This window comes from Sanguibacter inulinus, assembly GCF_013415325.1.
Classification (GTDB): Bacteria; Actinomycetota; Actinomycetes; order Actinomycetales; family Cellulomonadaceae; genus Sanguibacter; species Sanguibacter inulinus.
Window position 1 is genome coordinate 1 of sequence record NZ_JACBYE010000005.1, and the last position, 17,245, is coordinate 17,245.

The window sequence follows — 17,245 nt, forward strand, 5'->3', positions numbered from 1 at the left end:
GCTCAGACCACGCTCCCGCCCGGGCAGGGCGGGGCGTGGTCTGAGCGCCTGTTGCCGCCCGAAGGCCAGGTGCGCGCACGAGAAGAGACACTCCGTTGGCCACCACCAACCGCTCCACCTCCCGCCCGGGACGGACCCTCCTGGGGCTCGGGCTCATCGTCCTGGTCCTCTTCGCGACCATCGGCATCGGCGCATGGAAGTCTGACGCGTCCTGGACGCCGAAGCTCGCGCTCGACCTCGAGGGCGGCACGCAGATCATCCTGCAGCCCGTCACGACCGACGGTCAGGAGGTGACGTCCGAGGACATCAACCAGGCGATCGAGATCATCCGTCAGCGTGTCGACTCCTCGGGAGTCTCCGAGGCGGAGATCACCAGCCAGGGTGGCAGCAACATCGTGGTGGCCCTCCCGGGGCGTCCGAGCGAGGCGACCCTCGACCTCGTGCGCGAGTCCGCGCAGATGCAGTTCCGGCCCGTCCTCTCCTTCGCGATGGTCACCCCGTCCGTCGGCGAGGTCGAGGACCCCGCGGTCGGTCCGCTCGCCCCGACGGACGCGCCGACGACGGCGGCTCCGACGGATGCCGCCACCGAGCCTGCCGAGGGAGCGACGACCGACCCCGCGGGCGAGGCCACGACGGACCCCGCCGGTTCAGGCGGGGGCGCGGCACTCGCGTCCACCGCGACCGACCCGGCGACAGCCCCCGCGACCGAGGCCCCCGCGGACCCCGCCGTCGAGCCGACCGAGCCCGCTGTCGAGCCCACGGCTCCGGCGGCCACGACGCCGACGAACCCGAGCGACCTCGCGCAGATCACCCCTGAGCTCGCCGCCGAGTTCCAGGCGCTGACCTGCACCCCCGACTCGAGCGCCGCGGGCACAGCCCCCAAGGACCCGGCGTCGCCGATCGCCGTCTGCTCGGTCGACGGCACGATGAAGTACATCCTCGGCCCGATGGAGATCGCCGGGACCGACATCGACAGCGCCTCCTCAGGCCTCCAGGTCAACTCCCAGGGCGTCACGCTCAACACGTGGGCGGTCAACCTGCGCTTCACGGCTGCCGGGACCGACAAGTTCGCCGACGTCACCACGCGTCTGTCGACCCTGCCGACCTACACCACCTGGATCTCGACCGAGAACCCCACCCAGGCGCCGAACATGTTCGCCATGGTGCTCGACAACCAGGTGATCTCGGCCCCGGGCGTCACGAGCACCATCCCTGACGGTCGCGCGGAGATCACCGGGTCCTTCACCCGCGAGACCGCCACGGCGCTCGCCAACCAGCTGAACTTCGGCGCGCTTCCGCTGACCTTCGAGGTGCAGAGCGAGCAGCAGATCTCGGCGACGCTCGGCAGCGAGCAGCTCGAGAAGGGCATGCTGGCCGGTCTCATCGGTCTCGCCCTCGTCGTCGTGTACTCGCTGTTCCAGTACCGCGCGCTCGGCCTGGTGACCGTGGCCTCGCTGCTCTTCGCCGGGGTGATCACCTACGGGCTCATCACGCTCCTCTCGTGGACGCAGGGCTACAGGCTCTCGCTCCCGGGTGTCGCAGGACTGATCGTCGCGATCGGCATCACGGCGGACTCCTTCATCGTGTACTTCGAACGCATCCGTGACGAGCTGCGCGACGGTCGCTCCCTGACCTCGGCCGTCGACACCGGCTGGGACCGTGCACGCCGCACGATCTTGGCCTCGGACACCGTCAACTTCCTCGCGGCCGTCGTGCTCTACTTCCTCGCCGTCGGCGGGGTGCGCGGCTTCGCCTTCACCCTCGGTCTGACGACCCTGGTCGACCTCATCGTCGTGTTCTTCTTCACGCACCCGCTCATGAAGCTCCTGTCCAAGACGCGATTCTTCGCGGACGGCCACCCGGCCTCGGGCCTCGACCCGCACCGCCTGGGTGCCACGGGCGTCCGCTACGCGGGTCGTGGACGCGTCGTGCAGCCGTCGGTCTCGAAGACCGCTGGCTCGACGAGCCTGGCCAAGGACGAGAGCCCGGCCGAGGGCACGGGCAAGCGCCCGAAGAAGAAGCAGCTGGTCGGGGCAGGGGCTCCGGCTGCGGCCCGCCCGGCGATGACCATCGCCGAGCGTCGTGCAGCCGCCGCGGCAGCTGCGACGACCTCCTCGGAGGCTTCGACGCCCGCTGAGGCCACCGCAGCCGAGCCTGCTGCGACCGGCTCGGTCGCCGACGAGGCACAGGCCCAGGCACCCGAGAGCACGACAGCACCGACCGACGCACTGTCGGCAGACGAGACACGGACCGACGGCACGCCGGCGTCCGACGAGCGCAAGGACGGGAACCTCTGATGGCCGTCGGATTCGCCCAGTGGGGCAACGACCTCTACACAGGCCGGACGTCGTACGACATCGTCGGCAAGCGCCGCAAGTTCTACATCGTCTCGATCGTCCTCGTGGTGCTCAGCCTCGTGGTGCTCCTGACCCGTGGTTTCAACCTCGGCATCGAGTTCCGCGGCGGCTCTGAGTTCACGGTCTCCGGTCTGACGAGCCTCAGCCAGCAGGAGGCTGCGGACGCCGTGGCCTCGGTCGCGCCGACCGAGCAGCCGCGCATCTCGAGCGTCGGGGCGACCTCCCTGCGCATCCAGACCGCCGAGCTCGGCGAAGACGAGGTGGTCGCGGTCCGCGACGCCCTCGCCTCCGCCTACGGCGTGAGCGCCGACGAGGTGACGAGCTCCTTCATCGGACCTTCGTGGGGCGCCGACGTGTCCAAGAAGGCCATCACGGGACTCGTGGTCTTCCTCGTGCTCGTCGGGCTGGTCATGTCCGCCTACTTCCGTGCGTGGCGCATGGCGGCAGCGGCGCTCGTCGCGCTCTTCCACGACCTCGTCATCACGGCGGGCGTGTACGCGCTCATCGGCTGGGAGGTCACCCCGGCGACGGTGATCGGCTTCCTCACGATCTTGGGCTACTCGATCTACGACACCGTCGTGGTCTTCGACAAGGTGCGCGAGAACACCGCGGGGATCACCGACCAGACCCGCAGCACCTACGCCGAGCGCGCGAACCTGGCCGTCAACCAGACCCTGGTCCGCTCGATCAACACGTCGGTCGTCGCGCTGCTGCCCGTGGCCTCGATCCTCTTCATCGGTGCGTTCATCCTCGGGGCCGGCACGCTGCGCGACATCGCCCTCGCGCTGTTCATCGGCATGGCCGTCGGCACGTACTCGTCGATCTTCCTCGCCACGCCGCTCGAGGTCACGCTGCGCACCAGCGAGCCGACGATCGCGAAGCACACGGCGCTCGTGCTCGAGAAGCGCCGCGAGGCCCTCGCCGCCGGGACCGACGCCTCCGGGCAGCCCGTGGCCGGGACGCCTGACGCCAAGATCCAGCTCGTCGGTCAGCTGAGCCCGGGCTCGCACCAGGGTCACGCGGCCCAGCCGCGTCGTCGCAAGGGTTCACGATGACCGCCCGCACCATGTCGGACGCCGAGCTCTCAGGCTTCGTCCGGGACGTCCCGGACTACCCGAACGACGGCATCATGTTCAAGGACATCACCGGTCTGCTCGTCGACCCGAAGGCGCTCTCCGAGGCTGTCGAGAGGCTCGCAGCCCTGGTGCCCGACGACGTCGACCTCGTCTCGGGCATGGAGGCGCGTGGCTTCATCGTCGGCGCCGCCCTCGCCTTCAGGCTCGGTGTCGGCTTCGTGCCCGTGCGCAAGGCCGGCAAGCTGCCGCCGCCCACCCGCAGCCTCACCTACGGGCTCGAGTACGGGGAGGCGACGGTCGAGATCCGCGAGGGCACTGTCCCGGCCGGCGCGCGCGTGATGCTCGTCGACGACGTCCTGGCGACAGGTGGCACGGCCGCGGCAGGTGCCGAGCTGCTCGAGCAGCTCGGGGCCGAGGTCGTCGGCCTCGCGTTCCTGCTCGAGCTCGAGGGCCTGGGCGGCCGCGAGAGGCTGGCCGGGCGCTCCGTGTCCACGGTGCTGCTGGCCGGGTCGTAGAATCGCATCTTCGGGGCTCGACCCGATGCCGGACGAGGAGGCGCGCATGACTGAGGACACCCGCTCGACAGACGCGCCCACCGAGCCCGCGGCCGTGACCACGCCGCCGCTCGGCATCAGCTCGGCCAGCCGGGTCAGGTCGCGCCTCGTGCGCTTCGGCTCGCGCCACGCCGTCGGGACGCCGGCCCTCGAGCCGTTGCTGCGCGCTGTCCGCGCCAACCACCCCAAGGCCGACGTCTCGATCATCGAGCGTGCCTACGTCACGGCCGAGAAGGCCCATCGCGGCCAGATGCGCAAGAGCGGCGACCCGTACATCACGCACCCCGTCGCCGTCTCGACCATCCTCGCCGAGCTCGGCATGACCCCGCCGACGCTCGCCGCGGCCCTCCTGCACGACACTGTCGAAGACACCGACTACTCCCTCGACCAGCTGCGCCGCGACTACGGCGACGAGATCGCCATGCTCGTCGACGGCGTCACCAAGCTCGACAAGGTCACCTACGGGGACGCCGCGCAGGCCGAGACCGTCCGCAAGATGGTCGTCGCGATGGCGCGCGACATCCGCGTGCTCGTCATCAAGCTGGCGGACCGCCTGCACAACGCCCGTACCTGGAAGTTCGTGCCCTCGTCGTCGGCGCAGCGCAAGGCGCGCGAGACCATCGAGATCTACGCGCCTCTCGCGCACAGGCTCGGCATGAACACCATCAAGTGGGAGCTCGAAGACCTCTCCTTCCAGACCCTCTACCCCAAGGTCTACGACGAGATCGTGCACCTGGTGAGCGAGCGCGCCCCGGCCCGCGAGGAGTACCTCGCCCTCGTCCGCGAGCAGATCACGGCCGACCTCCGGTCGTCGAAGATCAAGGCGACGGTCACCGGCCGGCCGAAGCACTACTACTCGATCTACCAGAAGATGATCGTGCGCGGCCACGACTTCGCCGACATCTACGACCTCGTGGGCACCCGGGTCCTCGTCGACTCGGTGCGTGACTGCTACGCGACCCTCGGAGCCCTGCACGCGCGGTGGAACCCCGTCCCCGGGCGTTTCAAGGACTACATCGCGATGCCGAAGTTCAACATGTACCAGTCGCTGCACACCACGGTGATCGGGCCTGGCGGCAAGCCTGTCGAGATCCAGATCCGGACGCACGAGATGCACCGGCGTGCGGAGTACGGCGTCGCGGCCCACTGGAAGTACAAAGAGGCTGCCAAGGACGGCGCCGACGCTGCGGGCAACGACATGCAGTGGCTGCGTCAGCTCGTCGACTGGCAGCGGGAGACCGCCGACCCGTCGGAGTTCCTGGACTCGCTGCGCTTCGAGATCAGCGGCGCCGAGGTCTACGTCTTCACACCGAAGGGCGATGTCGTCGCCCTTCCCGCTGGGTCGACCCCCGTGGACTTCGCGTACACGGTCCACACCGAGGTCGGGCACCGGACCATGGGTGCGCGTGTCAACGGGCGCCTCGTGCCGCTCGACTCGGCGCTCGACAACGGCGACGTGGTCGACGTGCTCACGTCGAAGTCTGAGACCGCCGGGCCGAGCCGCGACTGGATGGCCTTCGTCAAGAGCCCTCGTGCCAAGAACAAGATTCGCCAGTGGTTCTCCAAGGAGCGCCGCGAAGAGGCCATCGAGCAGGGCAAGGACGCGATCGCGAAGGCGATGCGCAAGCAGAACCTGCCGATCCAGCGGATCCTCTCGCACGAGTCGATCGTCACGACCGCGCACGAGATGCGTTTCGCCGACGTCTCCGCGCTCTACGCCGCCGTCGGCGAGGGGCAGCTCTCGGCCGCGAACGTCGTGCACAAGCTCGTCCAGGCCATGGGCGGCGAGGACAACAATGCCGAAGACCTCGCCGAGATCGCCCGACCCGGGCACCCGCAGCGACGCGCACGCACGGGAGACCCGGGCGTCATCGTCAAGGGTGTCGACGACATCTGGGTCAAGCTCGCCAAGTGCTGCACCCCTGTCCCCGGAGACAAGATCGTCGGATTCATCACGCGCGGCCAGGGTGTCAGCGTGCACAGGACGGACTGCGCGAACTTCGAGGCTCTCAAGTCGCAGCCCGAGCGGATCGTCGACGTCGAGTGGACGACGGGCAGCAGCGCGCTGTTCCTCGTGCAGATCCAGGTCGAGGCGCTCGACAGGTCTCGTCTGCTCTCCGACGTCACCCGGGTGCTGTCGGACCACCACGTCAACATCCTCTCGGCGACGGTCTCGACGTCGAGCGACAGGGTCGCGCTGTCGAAGTTCGTCTTCGAGATGGCCGAGCCCGGGCACCTCGCCTCGGTCCTCACGGCTGTGCGCAAGATCGACGGCGTGTTCGACGTCTACCGCATCACCGGCTCCAAGGCTGCCGAGAACGTGGTGCACGCCTGACCTGAGTCTCCGACCGGCTGGCTCCCGGCCCGTGGCCGCTCGACCGACGGACGCTCCGGCTGCCGCTCGAGCGTCCGGCGATCGAGCGGCTCCCGGTCGACCGGCTCTCTGGTGATCGGGGGACCGCTGTCCGGCTAGACGTCAGACGTGCCGAGAGCGACCAGGGTTGCTGCCTCGATCCTGCGGACCGCCTGCAGCGACCCGCGCCAGCCGGTGACGCGCCTGAGCTCCGCCATGCCTGCAAGCAGGTCTGCCCCACTCGTCCGCAGCCTGACGAGATCTCGGGCCGCCTCGGCACCTGTCGACCAGGTGGCGACGTCCATCGCGGTGCGCACCGGGCTGGTGACTGGGAGGTCTCCGACCAGCACCACGTCCCAGGGACGCAGCGACGTCTGGACGGGCTCGAGACCAGGCATCGACCGAGGCCGTGAGGTACCCGGCCTGTAGACGACCCCGACCCGTCGCGGCGGGGTCGGCGGAGGTCCACCGGCGTGGATCCACACAGCCCAGGCCCGGGCGACCACCACACCTGCTGGCACAGCACCCACCAGCGTCTGAGCACGGTCGGCAGGGGTCGGCGTGACGCCCGCGAGCAGCGCGAAGCCTGGGCGGAGCTCGACGACAGCGCCGTCGCGGCAGAGCACCTGCCAGGTGACCCGCGAGCAGCCCAGCGACGCGGGGGAGAGCATCCGTCCCACCTCGGGCGGGTGACGGAGCAGCTCGCTGAGGGTGGGGGGCACGGGCTCACCCTGCCCGTCACGGCCAGCAGACGCCAGAGGCGGTGCCCGTCCTGTGGACGGGCACCGCCTCCGGTGCTGAGCTGTCTCGCTCTGGAGCTCGGGTGTCAGCCCTGAGCGTCCTCGGCAGCCTTGACGACCTGCTCGAGCCAGGACCGGCGTGCCTCGAGGGCCGCCTCGGCGTCCTTGATCTTGCGAGCGTCGCCCTTGGCCTGGGCCTTGGCGAGGTCTTCCTCGAGCCCGACGATCGCGGCCTCGAGCTGCGCGGCCGCACCCTCGGCGCGCGCACGCGTCTCGGGGTTGGTCCGCGTCCACTTGGCCTGCTCCGCGTCGCGGACGGCGGTCTCGACGGCGCGCATGCGGCCCTCGACACGCTGCACGTCGCCACGCGGGACCTTGCCTGCGGCTTCCCAGCGGTCCTGCAGCGTGCGCAGGGTGACCTTGGCCTGAGCCAGGTCCTTCACGGGGACGAGCGCCTCGGCCTCGGCCAGGATGGCCTCCTTGACGACGAGGTTCTCGCCGTACTCGGCGTCGATCTCCGCGTTGGAGGCGTCGCGGGCCGCGAAGAACGCGTCCTGAGCGGCGCGGAAGCGGGCCCACAGCGCGTCGTCGTCCTTGCGGTTCGCACGGCCAGCGGACTTCCACCGGGCCATGAGGTCGCGGTAGGCACCTGCCGTCGCGCCCCACTCGGTGCTGGTCGAGAGCTTCTCGGCCTCCTCGACCAGAGCAGCCTTGGTGGCCTTGGCCCCGGAGTTCTGCTTCTCGAGCTCGGCGAAGAAGTGCCGGCGCTCACGGTCGAAGGTGGTCCGGGCGTGGCTGAACCTCTTCCACAGGGCCTCTTCGCTCGGGCGGTCCAGACGCGGTCCGTTGCGCTGGGCGTCCTTCCACGTGTCGAGGAGCGAGCGGAGCTCTTCGCCGGCGGGCTTCCACTGGATGCGTGAGGGGTCGGTCGAGGCGAGCTTCTCGGCAGCCTCGACGATCGCGGTGCGGGCGGCGAGGGCCACGGCCTTGGCGGCCGAGCGCTCCTGCTCGAGCTCGGCGCGGCGACCGGCCGCGACGGTGCGCAGCGCCTCGACGCGGGCGCGGAGCCCGTCGAGGTCTCCGACGGCAGCGGGCTCGGCCACCTCGGCGCCGAGCTTGGCGAGGGTCGAGTCGATCTCCTTGGTCGTGAGGTCGGCGGTGCCGAGGCGAGCCTCGAAGAGCGCGACCTTCGCCTGGAGGTCGAGGAACCGTCGCACGTACAGGCCGATGGCCTCGTCCGTCGAGACACCGGGGAACTGGCCCACGGTGCGCTCTCCAGCGGCCTCGGTCACGTAGACCGTGCCGTCCTCCTCCACACGACCGAAGGCGAGGGCGGCCTGGGTCTGGGCGCTCTCGTCAGGGGCCGGTGCGGAGGGCTGCTCCGTGGCGGCGCTCGGCGTCGCGACGGCCTGCGGACGCGCCGCGGGACGTGGGACCGGGCGCGGGACGGGACGAGGAGTCGGGCGGGACGAGGCAGCTGGTGCCTCGGGAGCCGCTGCCGGCTCTGCGGCGGCGGTCGCTGCCTCGGGTGCCTCGGGCGCCTCAGGTGCGGCGCTGTCTGCGGTGGTCGCCTCGTCCGCGGGTGCGTCCCCCTCAGGCGCGGACGGCTCGGCTGCGGCCGGCTCTGCGGCCGAGGGCTCTGCGGCCGGCGCGTCGTCCGCCGGTGCGTCCTCGACCTTCTCGGCGACGGCTGCTGCCTCGGCAGGAGCCTCGTCAGCCTGGGGCTGCTGCGTGGTCGACGCTCCCTGAGCGTCGTCTGCTGTCGCTGCAGCGTCCGGGACGGCATCCGTCGTGCTGTCGGTGCTCTCGCTCATTGGGGCTCAACTCCTTGGATGATGGCTCCTGCGCGCAAGACGAGCTCCCGCGGGGCCAGCGACTGCCTGGGGTGCCCCAGGCCGATGTGTGCGATCCGTCCGTGAGCGCGCGCAGGCCGCGCCCGCACCACGGACTGCCCACAGTCTAGGGAAGTATGCGCCGATGTGCTGACGTATTTCACAGTCGTCGCGCGCCTGAGGGCTCGCGAGGGTCGCGCAGGGAGCGGCGGGGGCCGGTCACCGTGCTCGGAGGGGACCGGGAGTTCTGGAAGAATGTCGTCTCATGGCACGCCCCACACCCCTCTCCGGCTTCCCCGAATGGCTCCCCGCGGCTCGCATCGTCGAGCAGCACGTCCTGGACTCGGTGCGTCGCACCTTCGAGCTCCACGGCTTCGTCGGCATCGAGACCCGCGCCGTCGAGCCCCTCGACCAGCTCTTGCGCAAGGGGGAGACCTCCAAGGAGGTCTACGTGCTCAAGCGTCTGCAGGCGACAGAGGGCGAACAGGCCGAGGCGAACCTCTCGGCGGCCGACAAGCAGGGGCTCGGTCTGCACTTCGACCTCACCGTGCCCTTCGCGCGGTACGTGCTCGAGAACGCCGGCCACCTCGCCTTCCCGTTCAAGCGGTACCAGATCCAGAAGGTGTGGCGCGGCGAGCGCCCCCAGGACGGCCGGTTCCGCGAGTTCGTGCAGGCCGACATCGACGTCGTCGGCGCCGGTGCGCTGCCCTACCACTTCGAGGTCGAGGTCCCCCTGGTCATGGCCGAGGCGCTCGGTGCGCTGCGTGCCGTGGGCGTCCCGCCGGTCCGCATCCTCGTCAACAACCGCAAGGTCGCCGAGGGCTTCTACCGCGGGCTGGGACTCGAGGCTGTCGGCGGTGTCCTGCAGATCATCGACAAGCTCGACAAGATCGGACCGCAGAAGGTCGCGGCGGCTCTCGTCGCCGACCTCGGGGCGAGCGACGAGCAGGCGCAGGCGTGCCTCGAGCTCGCGTCGATCTCGGGTGAGGACCTCACAGTCGTCGACCGCGTGCGAGCGCTGGCCCAGACGCACGGCGTCGAGTCCGAGCTCCTCGACGAGGGCCTCGTCGAGCTCGGTGCGCTCATCGAGGCGGCTGCTGTGCGCGCCCCGGGCGTCGTCGTCGCGGACCTCAAGATCGCCCGTGGCCTCGACTACTACACAGGGTCGGTCTACGAGACCGTCCTGGTCGGCCACGAAGAGCTCGGCTCGATCTGCTCGGGCGGACGCTACGACACCCTCGCCTCCGACGGGGCGAACACCTATCCGGGGGTCGGTCTGTCGATCGGCATCTCCAGGCTCGTCTCGCGGCTGCTGGGCGCAGGCCTCGTCCAGGCGTCACGGTCGGTGCCGAGCGCGGTCGTGGTCGCCGTGACCTCCGACGAGACCCGCCCAGCCTCCGAGGCCGTCGCGACAGCACTGCGTGCCCGCGGCATCCCGGTCGAGGTGGCCCCGGCTGCGGCGAAGTTCGGCAAGCAGATCAAGTACGCGGACCGCCGCGGGGTGCCCTTCGTCTGGTTCCCGGCCGGGCTCGGGCACGACGGCGAGCCTGTCGCGCACCAGGTCAAGGACATCCGCTCGGGGGAGCAGGTCGAGGCCGACCCCGCGACGTGGGAGCCCTCGGCCGAGGACTGGTGGCCGCGGGTCCTGCCCGTCGGCTAGCACTAGACTCGACCCCGACCGTCCGGTCCGACCGGACGGGAACCCTACGTCTGAGAGGCTTCTTCGTGCTACGCACCCACACCGCCGGATCGCTGCGCGCCGAGGACATCGGCACGACCGTCACCCTGACCGGGTGGGTCGACCGTCGTCGTGACCACGGAGGCGTCGCCTTCATCGATCTGCGTGATGCGAGCGGTGTGGCCCAGGTCGTCATCCGTGACGAGGCCGTGGCGCACCCGCTGCGCGCCGAGTTCGTCCTGCAGGTGACCGGAGAGGTCTCGCGCCGTCCCGACGGCAACGAGAACACGAATCTCGCGACGGGCCAGATCGAGGTTGTCGCGGCCGAGGTCGTCGTGCTCAACGAGTCCGCGCCGCTGCCCTTCCAGGTGTCCACGGCCCTCGACGGCACGGAGACCATCGGTGAAGAGGCCCGCCTCAAGCACCGCTACCTCGACCTGCGCCGCCCGGCGCCCGCCCGTGCCCTGCGTCTGCGCGCCAAGGCCAACGCTGCCGCGCGCCGCGTGCTCGACGCGCAGGAGTTCGTCGAGATCGAGACGCCGACCCTCACCCGGTCGACCCCCGAGGGTGCCCGCGACTTTGTCGTGCCCGCGCGCCTGGCCCCCGGGTCCTGGTACGCGCTGCCGCAGTCCCCGCAGCTGTTCAAGCAGCTGCTCATGGTCGCCGGCATGGAGCGCTACTACCAGATCGCCCGCTGCTACCGCGACGAGGACTTCCGTGCGGACCGTCAGCCGGAGTTCACCCAGCTCGACGTCGAGATGAGCTTTGTCGAGCAGGACGACGTCATCGCCCTCGGCGAGCAGCTGGTCGTCGCCCTCTGGGACCTCATCGGGGTCACGATCCCGACGCCGATCCCGCGGATGACCTTCAAGGACGCGATGGAGCGCTACGGCTCCGACAAGCCGGACCTGCGCTTCGGTCTCGAGCTCGTCGAGCTGACCGAGTACTTCAGCGAGACCCCCTTCCGCGTGTTCCAGGCGCCGTACGTGGGTGCCGTCGTGTTCCCCGGCGGTGCCTCGACGCCGCGCCGTGGCTTCGACGCCTGGCAGGAGTGGGCCAAGCAGCGCGGCGCCAAGGGCCTCGCGTACGTCACCTTCACCGAGGACGGCGAGCTCGGCGGCCCCGTCGCGAAGAACCTCTCGGACTCCGAGCGCGAGGGCCTCGCGGCTGCGACGGGCGCCAAGCCCGGTGACGCCGTGTTCTTCGCTGCTGGCAAGCCGACCGACGCGCGTGCTCTCCTCGGTGCGGCTCGTCTGGAGATCGGCAAGAAGGCCGAGCTCATCGACGAGAGCGCCTGGGCCTTCGTCTGGGTCGTCGACGCCCCGCTGTTCAAGCCCACGGGTGAGGACGACGACGTCGCTGTCGGCGAGGGCGCGTGGACCGCGGTCCACCACGCCTTCACGTCGCCCACCCCGGAGTGGATCGACACCTTCGAGGAGAACCCGGGCGAGGCTCTCGCCTACGCCTACGACATCGTCTGCAACGGCAACGAGATCGGTGGTGGGTCGATCCGTATCCACCGCCGCGACGTCCAGGAGCGCGTCTTCGCGGTCATGGGGATCGGCGAGGAGGAGGCGCAGGAGAAGTTCGGCTTCCTGCTCGACGCCTTCGCCTTCGGTGCACCGCCCCACGGCGGGATCGCCTTCGGCTGGGACCGCATCCTCGCTCTGCTCACGGGCTCGGAGTCGATCCGCGACGTCATCGCCTTCCCGAAGTCCGGTGGCGGCTTCGACCCGCTCACCCAGGCTCCTGCGCCGATCACGGCCCAGCAGCGCAAGGAAGCAGGTGTCGACAGCGTCCCGAAGGCTCCTGTCGAGTGAGGACCGTCGGCTCGCTGCCGACCCCGTGGGACGCGGACCCCTACCTGGTGGGGGAACGCGCTGACGACGAGCTCCACGCGCACGCCTGCGACGACGAGGCGTGCGTGCTGGTCCTCGACGGCCACCCGGGTCGCTCGCTCGTCGGCATCGGACGCCCGGAGGCCGTCGCCCGGCTGCTCACGCAGTCGGCGGCGGCCTTCGCCGCGCCCGCGCCGCAGACGCTCACCCTCGCCCGGGGGTCGTGGGAGCTTGTCGACGGCGAGGTCCGCGACCAGCTCGCCGGGCCGTCGACGACGACGTCGGAGTGGGACTGGATGTCGACCCGCGCACCGCTGGTCTTGCCCGACGCGCCGGTCGTCCTGCCCGACGGGTCCGGGTCGCGTGAGGTGACGGTCGAGAGGTTCACCCCGGGTCCGGAGACCGACGCGCTCGTGACCGACTGCCTCGACAGGGCGCACCCGATCGCGTCGACGCTGCCCGGCGACCCCAGACTCACCGGCTGGTGGGGTGTGCGCGAGAGCGAGGACGGGGCTCTCGTCGCGACCGTCGGTGCTCTCGACATCTTCCCCGGCGCGCCCCCGCACCTCGTCTCGCTCGGTGTCGACCCTGCGCACCGTGGCCGAGGGCTGGCCGGTCTCGTGCTCGCAGCGGCCGTCGACGACGGTCTGCGGCGGACGCCTCGTGTCGGCGGTCCGATGGTCCACCTCGGGCTCTACGCGACGAACGACCGCGCCCGGCGTGTGTACCAGCGGCTCGGGTTCAGCCTCGACCACCAGTTCATGTCGGTGCGGCGCGCTCCAGGCTGAGCCGGCCTGGCGTGCGCCTCAGGACGAGCAGGTGATGCTGGTGGGGTCTCCGCGCGAGGCCCCACCAGCTCACAGGCTCCCGCTCAGTGGATGATCGCCAGCCGCTCGTGCAACCTCCGCAGCGGAGCCGGAGCCCACCAGTTCCACCGGCCCAGGAGGGTCATGGTCGCCGGGACCAGCAGCATCCGGACGAGGGTCGCGTCGATGAAGACGGCGACGGCCAGCGCGAAGCCCACCTGCTTGATGATCAGCAGGTCGCCGAGCACGAACCCTGCGAAGACCACGATGATGATCGCCGCGGCCGAGGTGATGATCCGGCCCGAGCGCTGGAGCCCCAGGCGCACCGAGGTCTCCGGGTCGACTCCCTCGTCGTAGAGCTCTTTGATCCGCGAGAGCAGGAACACCTCGTAGTCCATCGCGAGCCCGAAGGCGAAGGCCACCACGAGCGCGACGACGAAGGTCTCGATCCCGCCCGTCGACGTGAAGCCGAGCAGACCTGACAGGTGCCCCTCCTGGAACACCCAGACGAGGATCCCCATCGACGCGGAGATCGAGATCGCGTTGGTGAGCAGCGCCTTGAGGGGGATCACCACTGACCCGGTCATGAGGAACAGCAGCACGAAGGTGGCCAGGACGACGATCGCCACGGCCCACCAGACCCTGTCTCCGAGCGCCGAGACGAAGTCCACCTGCGCGGCCGCCTGGCCGGTGACCCACGTGGCGAAGGCGGGGTCGAGATCACGGATGCTCGTGACGACGTCGACAGCCTGCTCGCCGCCGGCGTCGCCCGACTCGAGGGTCACCCCGACGACGGAGTACTCACCCTCGGTCGTGGGCGCGCCCACGGTGTCGACACCCTCGATCTCGGCGACGTCGGCAGCCCAGCCCGCGACGTCGGCGGCGGGCGCCTGGGCGACCACCACGATCTCGGGGGAGGTGGTCGAGGGGAACTGCTCGGCGAGCCGCGTGACGAACTGCCGCTGGTCGGAGGACGTCGGCAGCATCTCGATCCCCGAGTTGCGCATCTGCAGCCCGAGGACCGGCGAGGCGAGCCCGAGCAGCACCACGACACACCCGGCAGCCACCCAGGCTGGTCGCCGCTGGACGCGTGCCGCGAGCCTGGAGAACACGCCCTCGTCGGTGTCGACAGCGGCTGTGTGCCGCAGCACGCGGTCTGCGCCCGGGACCTTGGTGAGCAGCCCGGGCCGGACCAGACGACGACCGGCGAGCCTGAGCAGCGCCGGCACGAGGGTGAGGGCTGTCGCGACAGCCACGAGGATGATCGAGAGCCCGCCAGCACCGATGGCCCGCAGGATGTCGGGGCGGAAGACCATGAGCCCGGCGATCGAGATGGCGACGGTCAGCGCCGAGAAGGCGACGGTGCGTCCTGCTGTGGCCATCGTGCGGACCAGCGCGTCGGCGACCCGGGTGTCCTTGCGGCTGCGACGTCGTGGTGCGTCCGCGGCCTCGGTGCTCTCGAGGCCGTCGAGGCGGGTGAGCTCTTCACGGAACCGCGAGACGATCAGGAGGCCGTAGTCGATCGACAGCCCGAGCCCGAGGACCGTGACGACGTTGACGATCGAGGCGTCGACCTCCATGAGGTACGAGAGCCCGAGCAGCACACCGAGCCCGGTGCCGATCGAGGCGAGCGCCCCCGCCATGGGCATGGCCGCGGCGAGGAAGCCGCCGAAGACGAGGACCATGATGAGCAGCGCCACCGGGAGCGCGACGGCCTCGCCCGTCGCGAGGTCTTGCTCGACCTGGTGGGTGATCGCATCGATGATGAGCGATGTGGACCCGACAAGACCCGTCGCGGCGGGCTCGAGCCCCTGGAGGGCCGCGGTCGTCGCGTCCAGGGCGGTGACCACAGCCGTGACAGTCGCCGACGCCTCGTCCTCGCTCAGTGCCGGGTCGAGCGAGACGATCACCACGAAGCCGTCGCCGTCGGCCGCGGTCAGCAGCTTCCCGGCGTCGCTCGTCGGGCCGTCAGGCAGCGAGACCGGGTCGAGGACGGTCTCGACCCCGTCGACCGCGAGCACGGCCGCGAGGGCGGGCTGCAGCGCCTCCGCCACACCGTCGGCCGTCGGAGGCAGACCATCGACGATGAGCGTCACGTCTTCGCCGTCATCGCCGATCGCCGCGAGGATCTCCTGACCCTCCGAGCTCTCCGACCCGGCGACCGTCGGGTCACCCGTCGTGAGCCTCGAGAACAGGCTCTCGCCGTGCACCCCGAAGAGCGCGAGCGCGATGCCCAGGACCGTCAGCACGGCCCAGACGGAGATGGTGGTGCGGGGGTGGTCGCTCACGCGACGTCCTAGGTTCTCGAACACGCTGGCCAGCATCCCATCCCGGAGGGGTCGAGGGCTACGCGAGAGGTCTGCGGCGTGCGGGGTCGACCGCCGGCGTCGGTGGGAGCGCCTAGGCTGGAGCCATGGACCTGTTCGACTCGACGACGCAGGACGTGAGCGGTGTCCCGAGGGTCGGTTCCGGGTCTCCGCTCGCCGTCCGCATGCGCCCGGCCTCCCTCGCCGAGGTCGCCGGGCAGAAGCACCTGCTCGTCCAGGGCTCGCCGCTGCGCAGGCTCGTCGAGCCCGCCGACGACTCTTCCCGACGTGCCGCACCGGGCTCGGTGATCCTCTGGGGTCCGCCCGGCACCGGCAAGACGACGCTCGCGTACCTCATCGCGACCAGCTCTGGGCGGCGCTTCGTCGAGCTCTCGGCTGTGACCGCGGGTGTCAAGGACGTCCGCTCGGTGATCGAGGACGCCCGGCGGCGGCTCGCGACCGGGGGGTCGGAGACCGTCCTGTTCATCGACGAGGTGCACAGGTTCTCCAAGTCGCAGCAGGACGCGCTGCTGCCGAGCGTCGAGAACCGCTGGGTCACGCTCGTGGCGGCCACGACCGAGAACCCGAGCTTCTCGGTCAACTCCCCGCTGCTCTCCCGCTCCCTGCTGCTGACCCTCCAGCCGTTGACGACCGACGACGTGCGGGTGCTCGTACGGCGTGCTGTCGCCGACGAGCGAGGGCTCGGCGGGACCGTCACCCTCGACGACGACGCCGAGGACCACCTGCTGCGGCTCGCCGGGGGAGATGCGCGCAAGGCCCTGACGATCCTCGAGGCGGCCGCCGGGGCCGCGCTCTCCGACCACGACAGGTCTGGTGAGCCCGTCGCTGGTGCCGACGACCCGCCTGTGGTCGTCGACCTCGCGACGATGGAACGCGCGATCGACGTGGCCGCTGTCCGCTACGACCGGGACGGCGACCAGCACTATGACGTCATCAGCGCCTTCATCAAGTCCATGCGTGGTTCCGACGTCGACGCCTCGCTGCACTACCTCGCCCGGATGATCGCTGCGGGGGAGGATCCCCGGTTCATCGCGCGGCGCATCGTCATCGCCGCAGCCGAAGAGGTCGGCATGGCGGACCCGAGCGCGCTGCAGACCGCGACGGCCGCGGCGAACGCCGTCGCGCTCATCGGCATGCCCGAGGCGCGGATCATCCTCGCCGAGGCTGTCGTGCACATCGCGTCGGCCCCGAAGTCCAACGCGGCCTACATGGCGATCGACGCGGCCCTCGCCGACGTCAGGGCCGGCAAGGTCGGCACGGTGCCGCCGCACCTGCGGGACGCCCACTACTCGGGGGCCAAGGCTCTCGGGCACGGGCAGAGCTACAGGTACGCCCACGACGCCCCGCACGCCGTCGCCACCCAGCAGTACCTCCCGGACGACCTCGTCGGCACGACGTACTACAGGCCGAGCGACCGTGGCTTCGAGCGCTCGGTGTCGGAGCGCATGGAGCGGGTCAAGAAGATCTTGCGCGGCGAACCGGGCTGAGCGGGTCGTCTCGTCCTTCCGACCTTTCCGACCACTCCGGCCGGAGCTGCCCGTCCCCGGTGCTAGACTTCTCAGGTTGCCCTCTGGGGCGACCGCCTGGGACCTCGGCCCGGTGAGACCCGCTCGAGCACGATCGTGGGTCTCCGTCGGCTGGTCCCGCACGCTGCTGCACCGCAGCGGCGTGTGATCGACATCCA

At 70.7% G+C, this 17,245-nt stretch carries 11 protein-coding genes; 8 read left to right on the forward strand and 3 right to left on the reverse strand.

Features of this window, described 5'->3' with window-relative positions; genetic code table 11:
• Positions 1-95 precede the first annotated feature (95 nt).
• The 4 genes from secD to HZZ10_RS03215 are packed head-to-tail and all read left to right on the forward strand — an operon-like array spanning position 96 to position 6,322.
• Positions 96-2,297 (forward strand): protein translocase subunit SecD, encoded by a 2,202-nt coding sequence (gene secD, locus HZZ10_RS03200; protein ID WP_179912390.1) that lies wholly within the window; start codon positions 96-98, stop codon positions 2,295-2,297.
• Positions 2,297-3,412, forward strand: coding sequence for a protein translocase subunit SecF (secF, locus tag HZZ10_RS03205; protein ID WP_179912391.1), 1,116 nt, complete (start codon positions 2,297-2,299; stop codon positions 3,410-3,412). The genes secD and secF overlap by 1 nt, the downstream gene beginning before the upstream one ends.
• Positions 3,409-3,948, forward strand: coding sequence for an adenine phosphoribosyltransferase (locus HZZ10_RS03210; RefSeq protein WP_179912392.1), 540 nt, complete (start codon positions 3,409-3,411; stop codon positions 3,946-3,948). The genes secF and HZZ10_RS03210 overlap by 4 nt, the downstream gene beginning before the upstream one ends.
• A 46-nt stretch (positions 3,949-3,994) precedes the next feature.
• Complete coding sequence (locus tag HZZ10_RS03215) at positions 3,995-6,322, forward strand: RelA/SpoT family protein (RefSeq protein ID WP_056134107.1); 2,328 nt, start codon at positions 3,995-3,997, stop codon at positions 6,320-6,322.
• Between the two features lie 134 nt (positions 6,323-6,456).
• Here the strand turns inward: HZZ10_RS03215 and HZZ10_RS03220 are convergent, their stop codons facing one another.
• The gene (locus tag HZZ10_RS03220; RefSeq protein ID WP_179912393.1) at positions 6,457-7,062 is read right to left on the reverse strand and encodes a hypothetical protein; all 606 of its coding nucleotides are present in this window, start codon (positions 7,060-7,062) and stop codon (positions 6,457-6,459) included.
• A gap of 104 nt (positions 7,063-7,166) precedes the next feature.
• On the reverse strand, positions 7,167-8,894 hold the full coding sequence (locus tag HZZ10_RS03225) for a DUF349 domain-containing protein (protein ID WP_179912394.1): 1,728 nt from the start codon (positions 8,892-8,894) through the stop codon (positions 7,167-7,169).
• Between the two features lie 283 nt (positions 8,895-9,177).
• Here HZZ10_RS03225 and hisS point away from each other — a divergent pair, with 283 nt between their 5' ends.
• The 3 genes from hisS to HZZ10_RS19995 all read left to right on the forward strand — a co-directional run bounded on the left by hisS (position 9,178) and on the right by HZZ10_RS19995 (position 13,216).
• A complete protein-coding gene (gene hisS / locus HZZ10_RS03230; RefSeq protein ID WP_179912395.1) occupies positions 9,178-10,572 on the forward strand; it encodes a histidine--tRNA ligase in 1,395 nt (464 codons plus the stop codon).
• Positions 10,573-10,637: 65 nt separating this feature from the next.
• Entirely contained in the window at positions 10,638-12,410 is a 1,773-nt protein-coding gene (aspS, locus tag HZZ10_RS03235; RefSeq protein ID WP_056134110.1) for an aspartate--tRNA ligase, read from the forward strand.
• Positions 12,407-13,216, forward strand: coding sequence for a GNAT family N-acetyltransferase (locus tag HZZ10_RS19995; RefSeq protein ID WP_056132560.1), 810 nt, complete (start codon positions 12,407-12,409; stop codon positions 13,214-13,216). The genes aspS and HZZ10_RS19995 overlap by 4 nt, the downstream gene beginning before the upstream one ends.
• A gap of 83 nt (positions 13,217-13,299) precedes the next feature.
• Here the strand turns inward: HZZ10_RS19995 and HZZ10_RS03245 are convergent, their stop codons facing one another.
• Positions 13,300-15,558: an MMPL family transporter gene (locus HZZ10_RS03245; RefSeq protein ID WP_179912396.1), complete on the reverse strand. Its 2,259-nt coding sequence runs from the start codon at positions 15,556-15,558 to the stop codon at positions 13,300-13,302.
• A gap of 89 nt (positions 15,559-15,647) precedes the next feature.
• Here HZZ10_RS03245 and HZZ10_RS03250 point away from each other — a divergent pair, with 89 nt between their 5' ends.
• Positions 15,648-17,048 carry a replication-associated recombination protein A gene (locus HZZ10_RS03250; RefSeq protein ID WP_179912397.1) on the forward strand — a complete coding sequence of 467 codons (1,401 nt, stop codon included), beginning with the start codon at positions 15,648-15,650 and terminating at the stop codon, positions 17,046-17,048.
• Positions 17,049-17,245 lie beyond the last annotated feature (197 nt).

Excerpts from the sequence above, each read along its gene's own strand:
- HZZ10_RS03215 (WP_056134107.1), top strand. The coding sequence starts at position 3,995 with ATGACTGAGGACACCCGCTCGACAGACGCGCCCACCGAGCCCGCGGCC.
- HZZ10_RS03225 (WP_179912394.1), bottom strand. The coding sequence starts at position 8,894 with ATGAGCGAGAGCACCGACAGCACGACGGATGCCGTCCCGGACGCTGCA.
- HZZ10_RS03250 (WP_179912397.1), top strand. The coding sequence starts at position 15,648 with ATGGACCTGTTCGACTCGACGACGCAGGACGTGAGCGGTGTCCCGAGG.
- hisS (WP_179912395.1), top strand. The coding sequence starts at position 9,178 with ATGGCACGCCCCACACCCCTCTCCGGCTTCCCCGAATGGCTCCCCGCG.
- HZZ10_RS03210 (WP_179912392.1), top strand. The coding sequence starts at position 3,409 with ATGACCGCCCGCACCATGTCGGACGCCGAGCTCTCAGGCTTCGTCCGG.
- HZZ10_RS03245 (WP_179912396.1), bottom strand. The coding sequence starts at position 15,558 with ATGCTGGCCAGCGTGTTCGAGAACCTAGGACGTCGCGTGAGCGACCAC.
- secF (WP_179912391.1), top strand. The coding sequence starts at position 2,297 with ATGGCCGTCGGATTCGCCCAGTGGGGCAACGACCTCTACACAGGCCGG.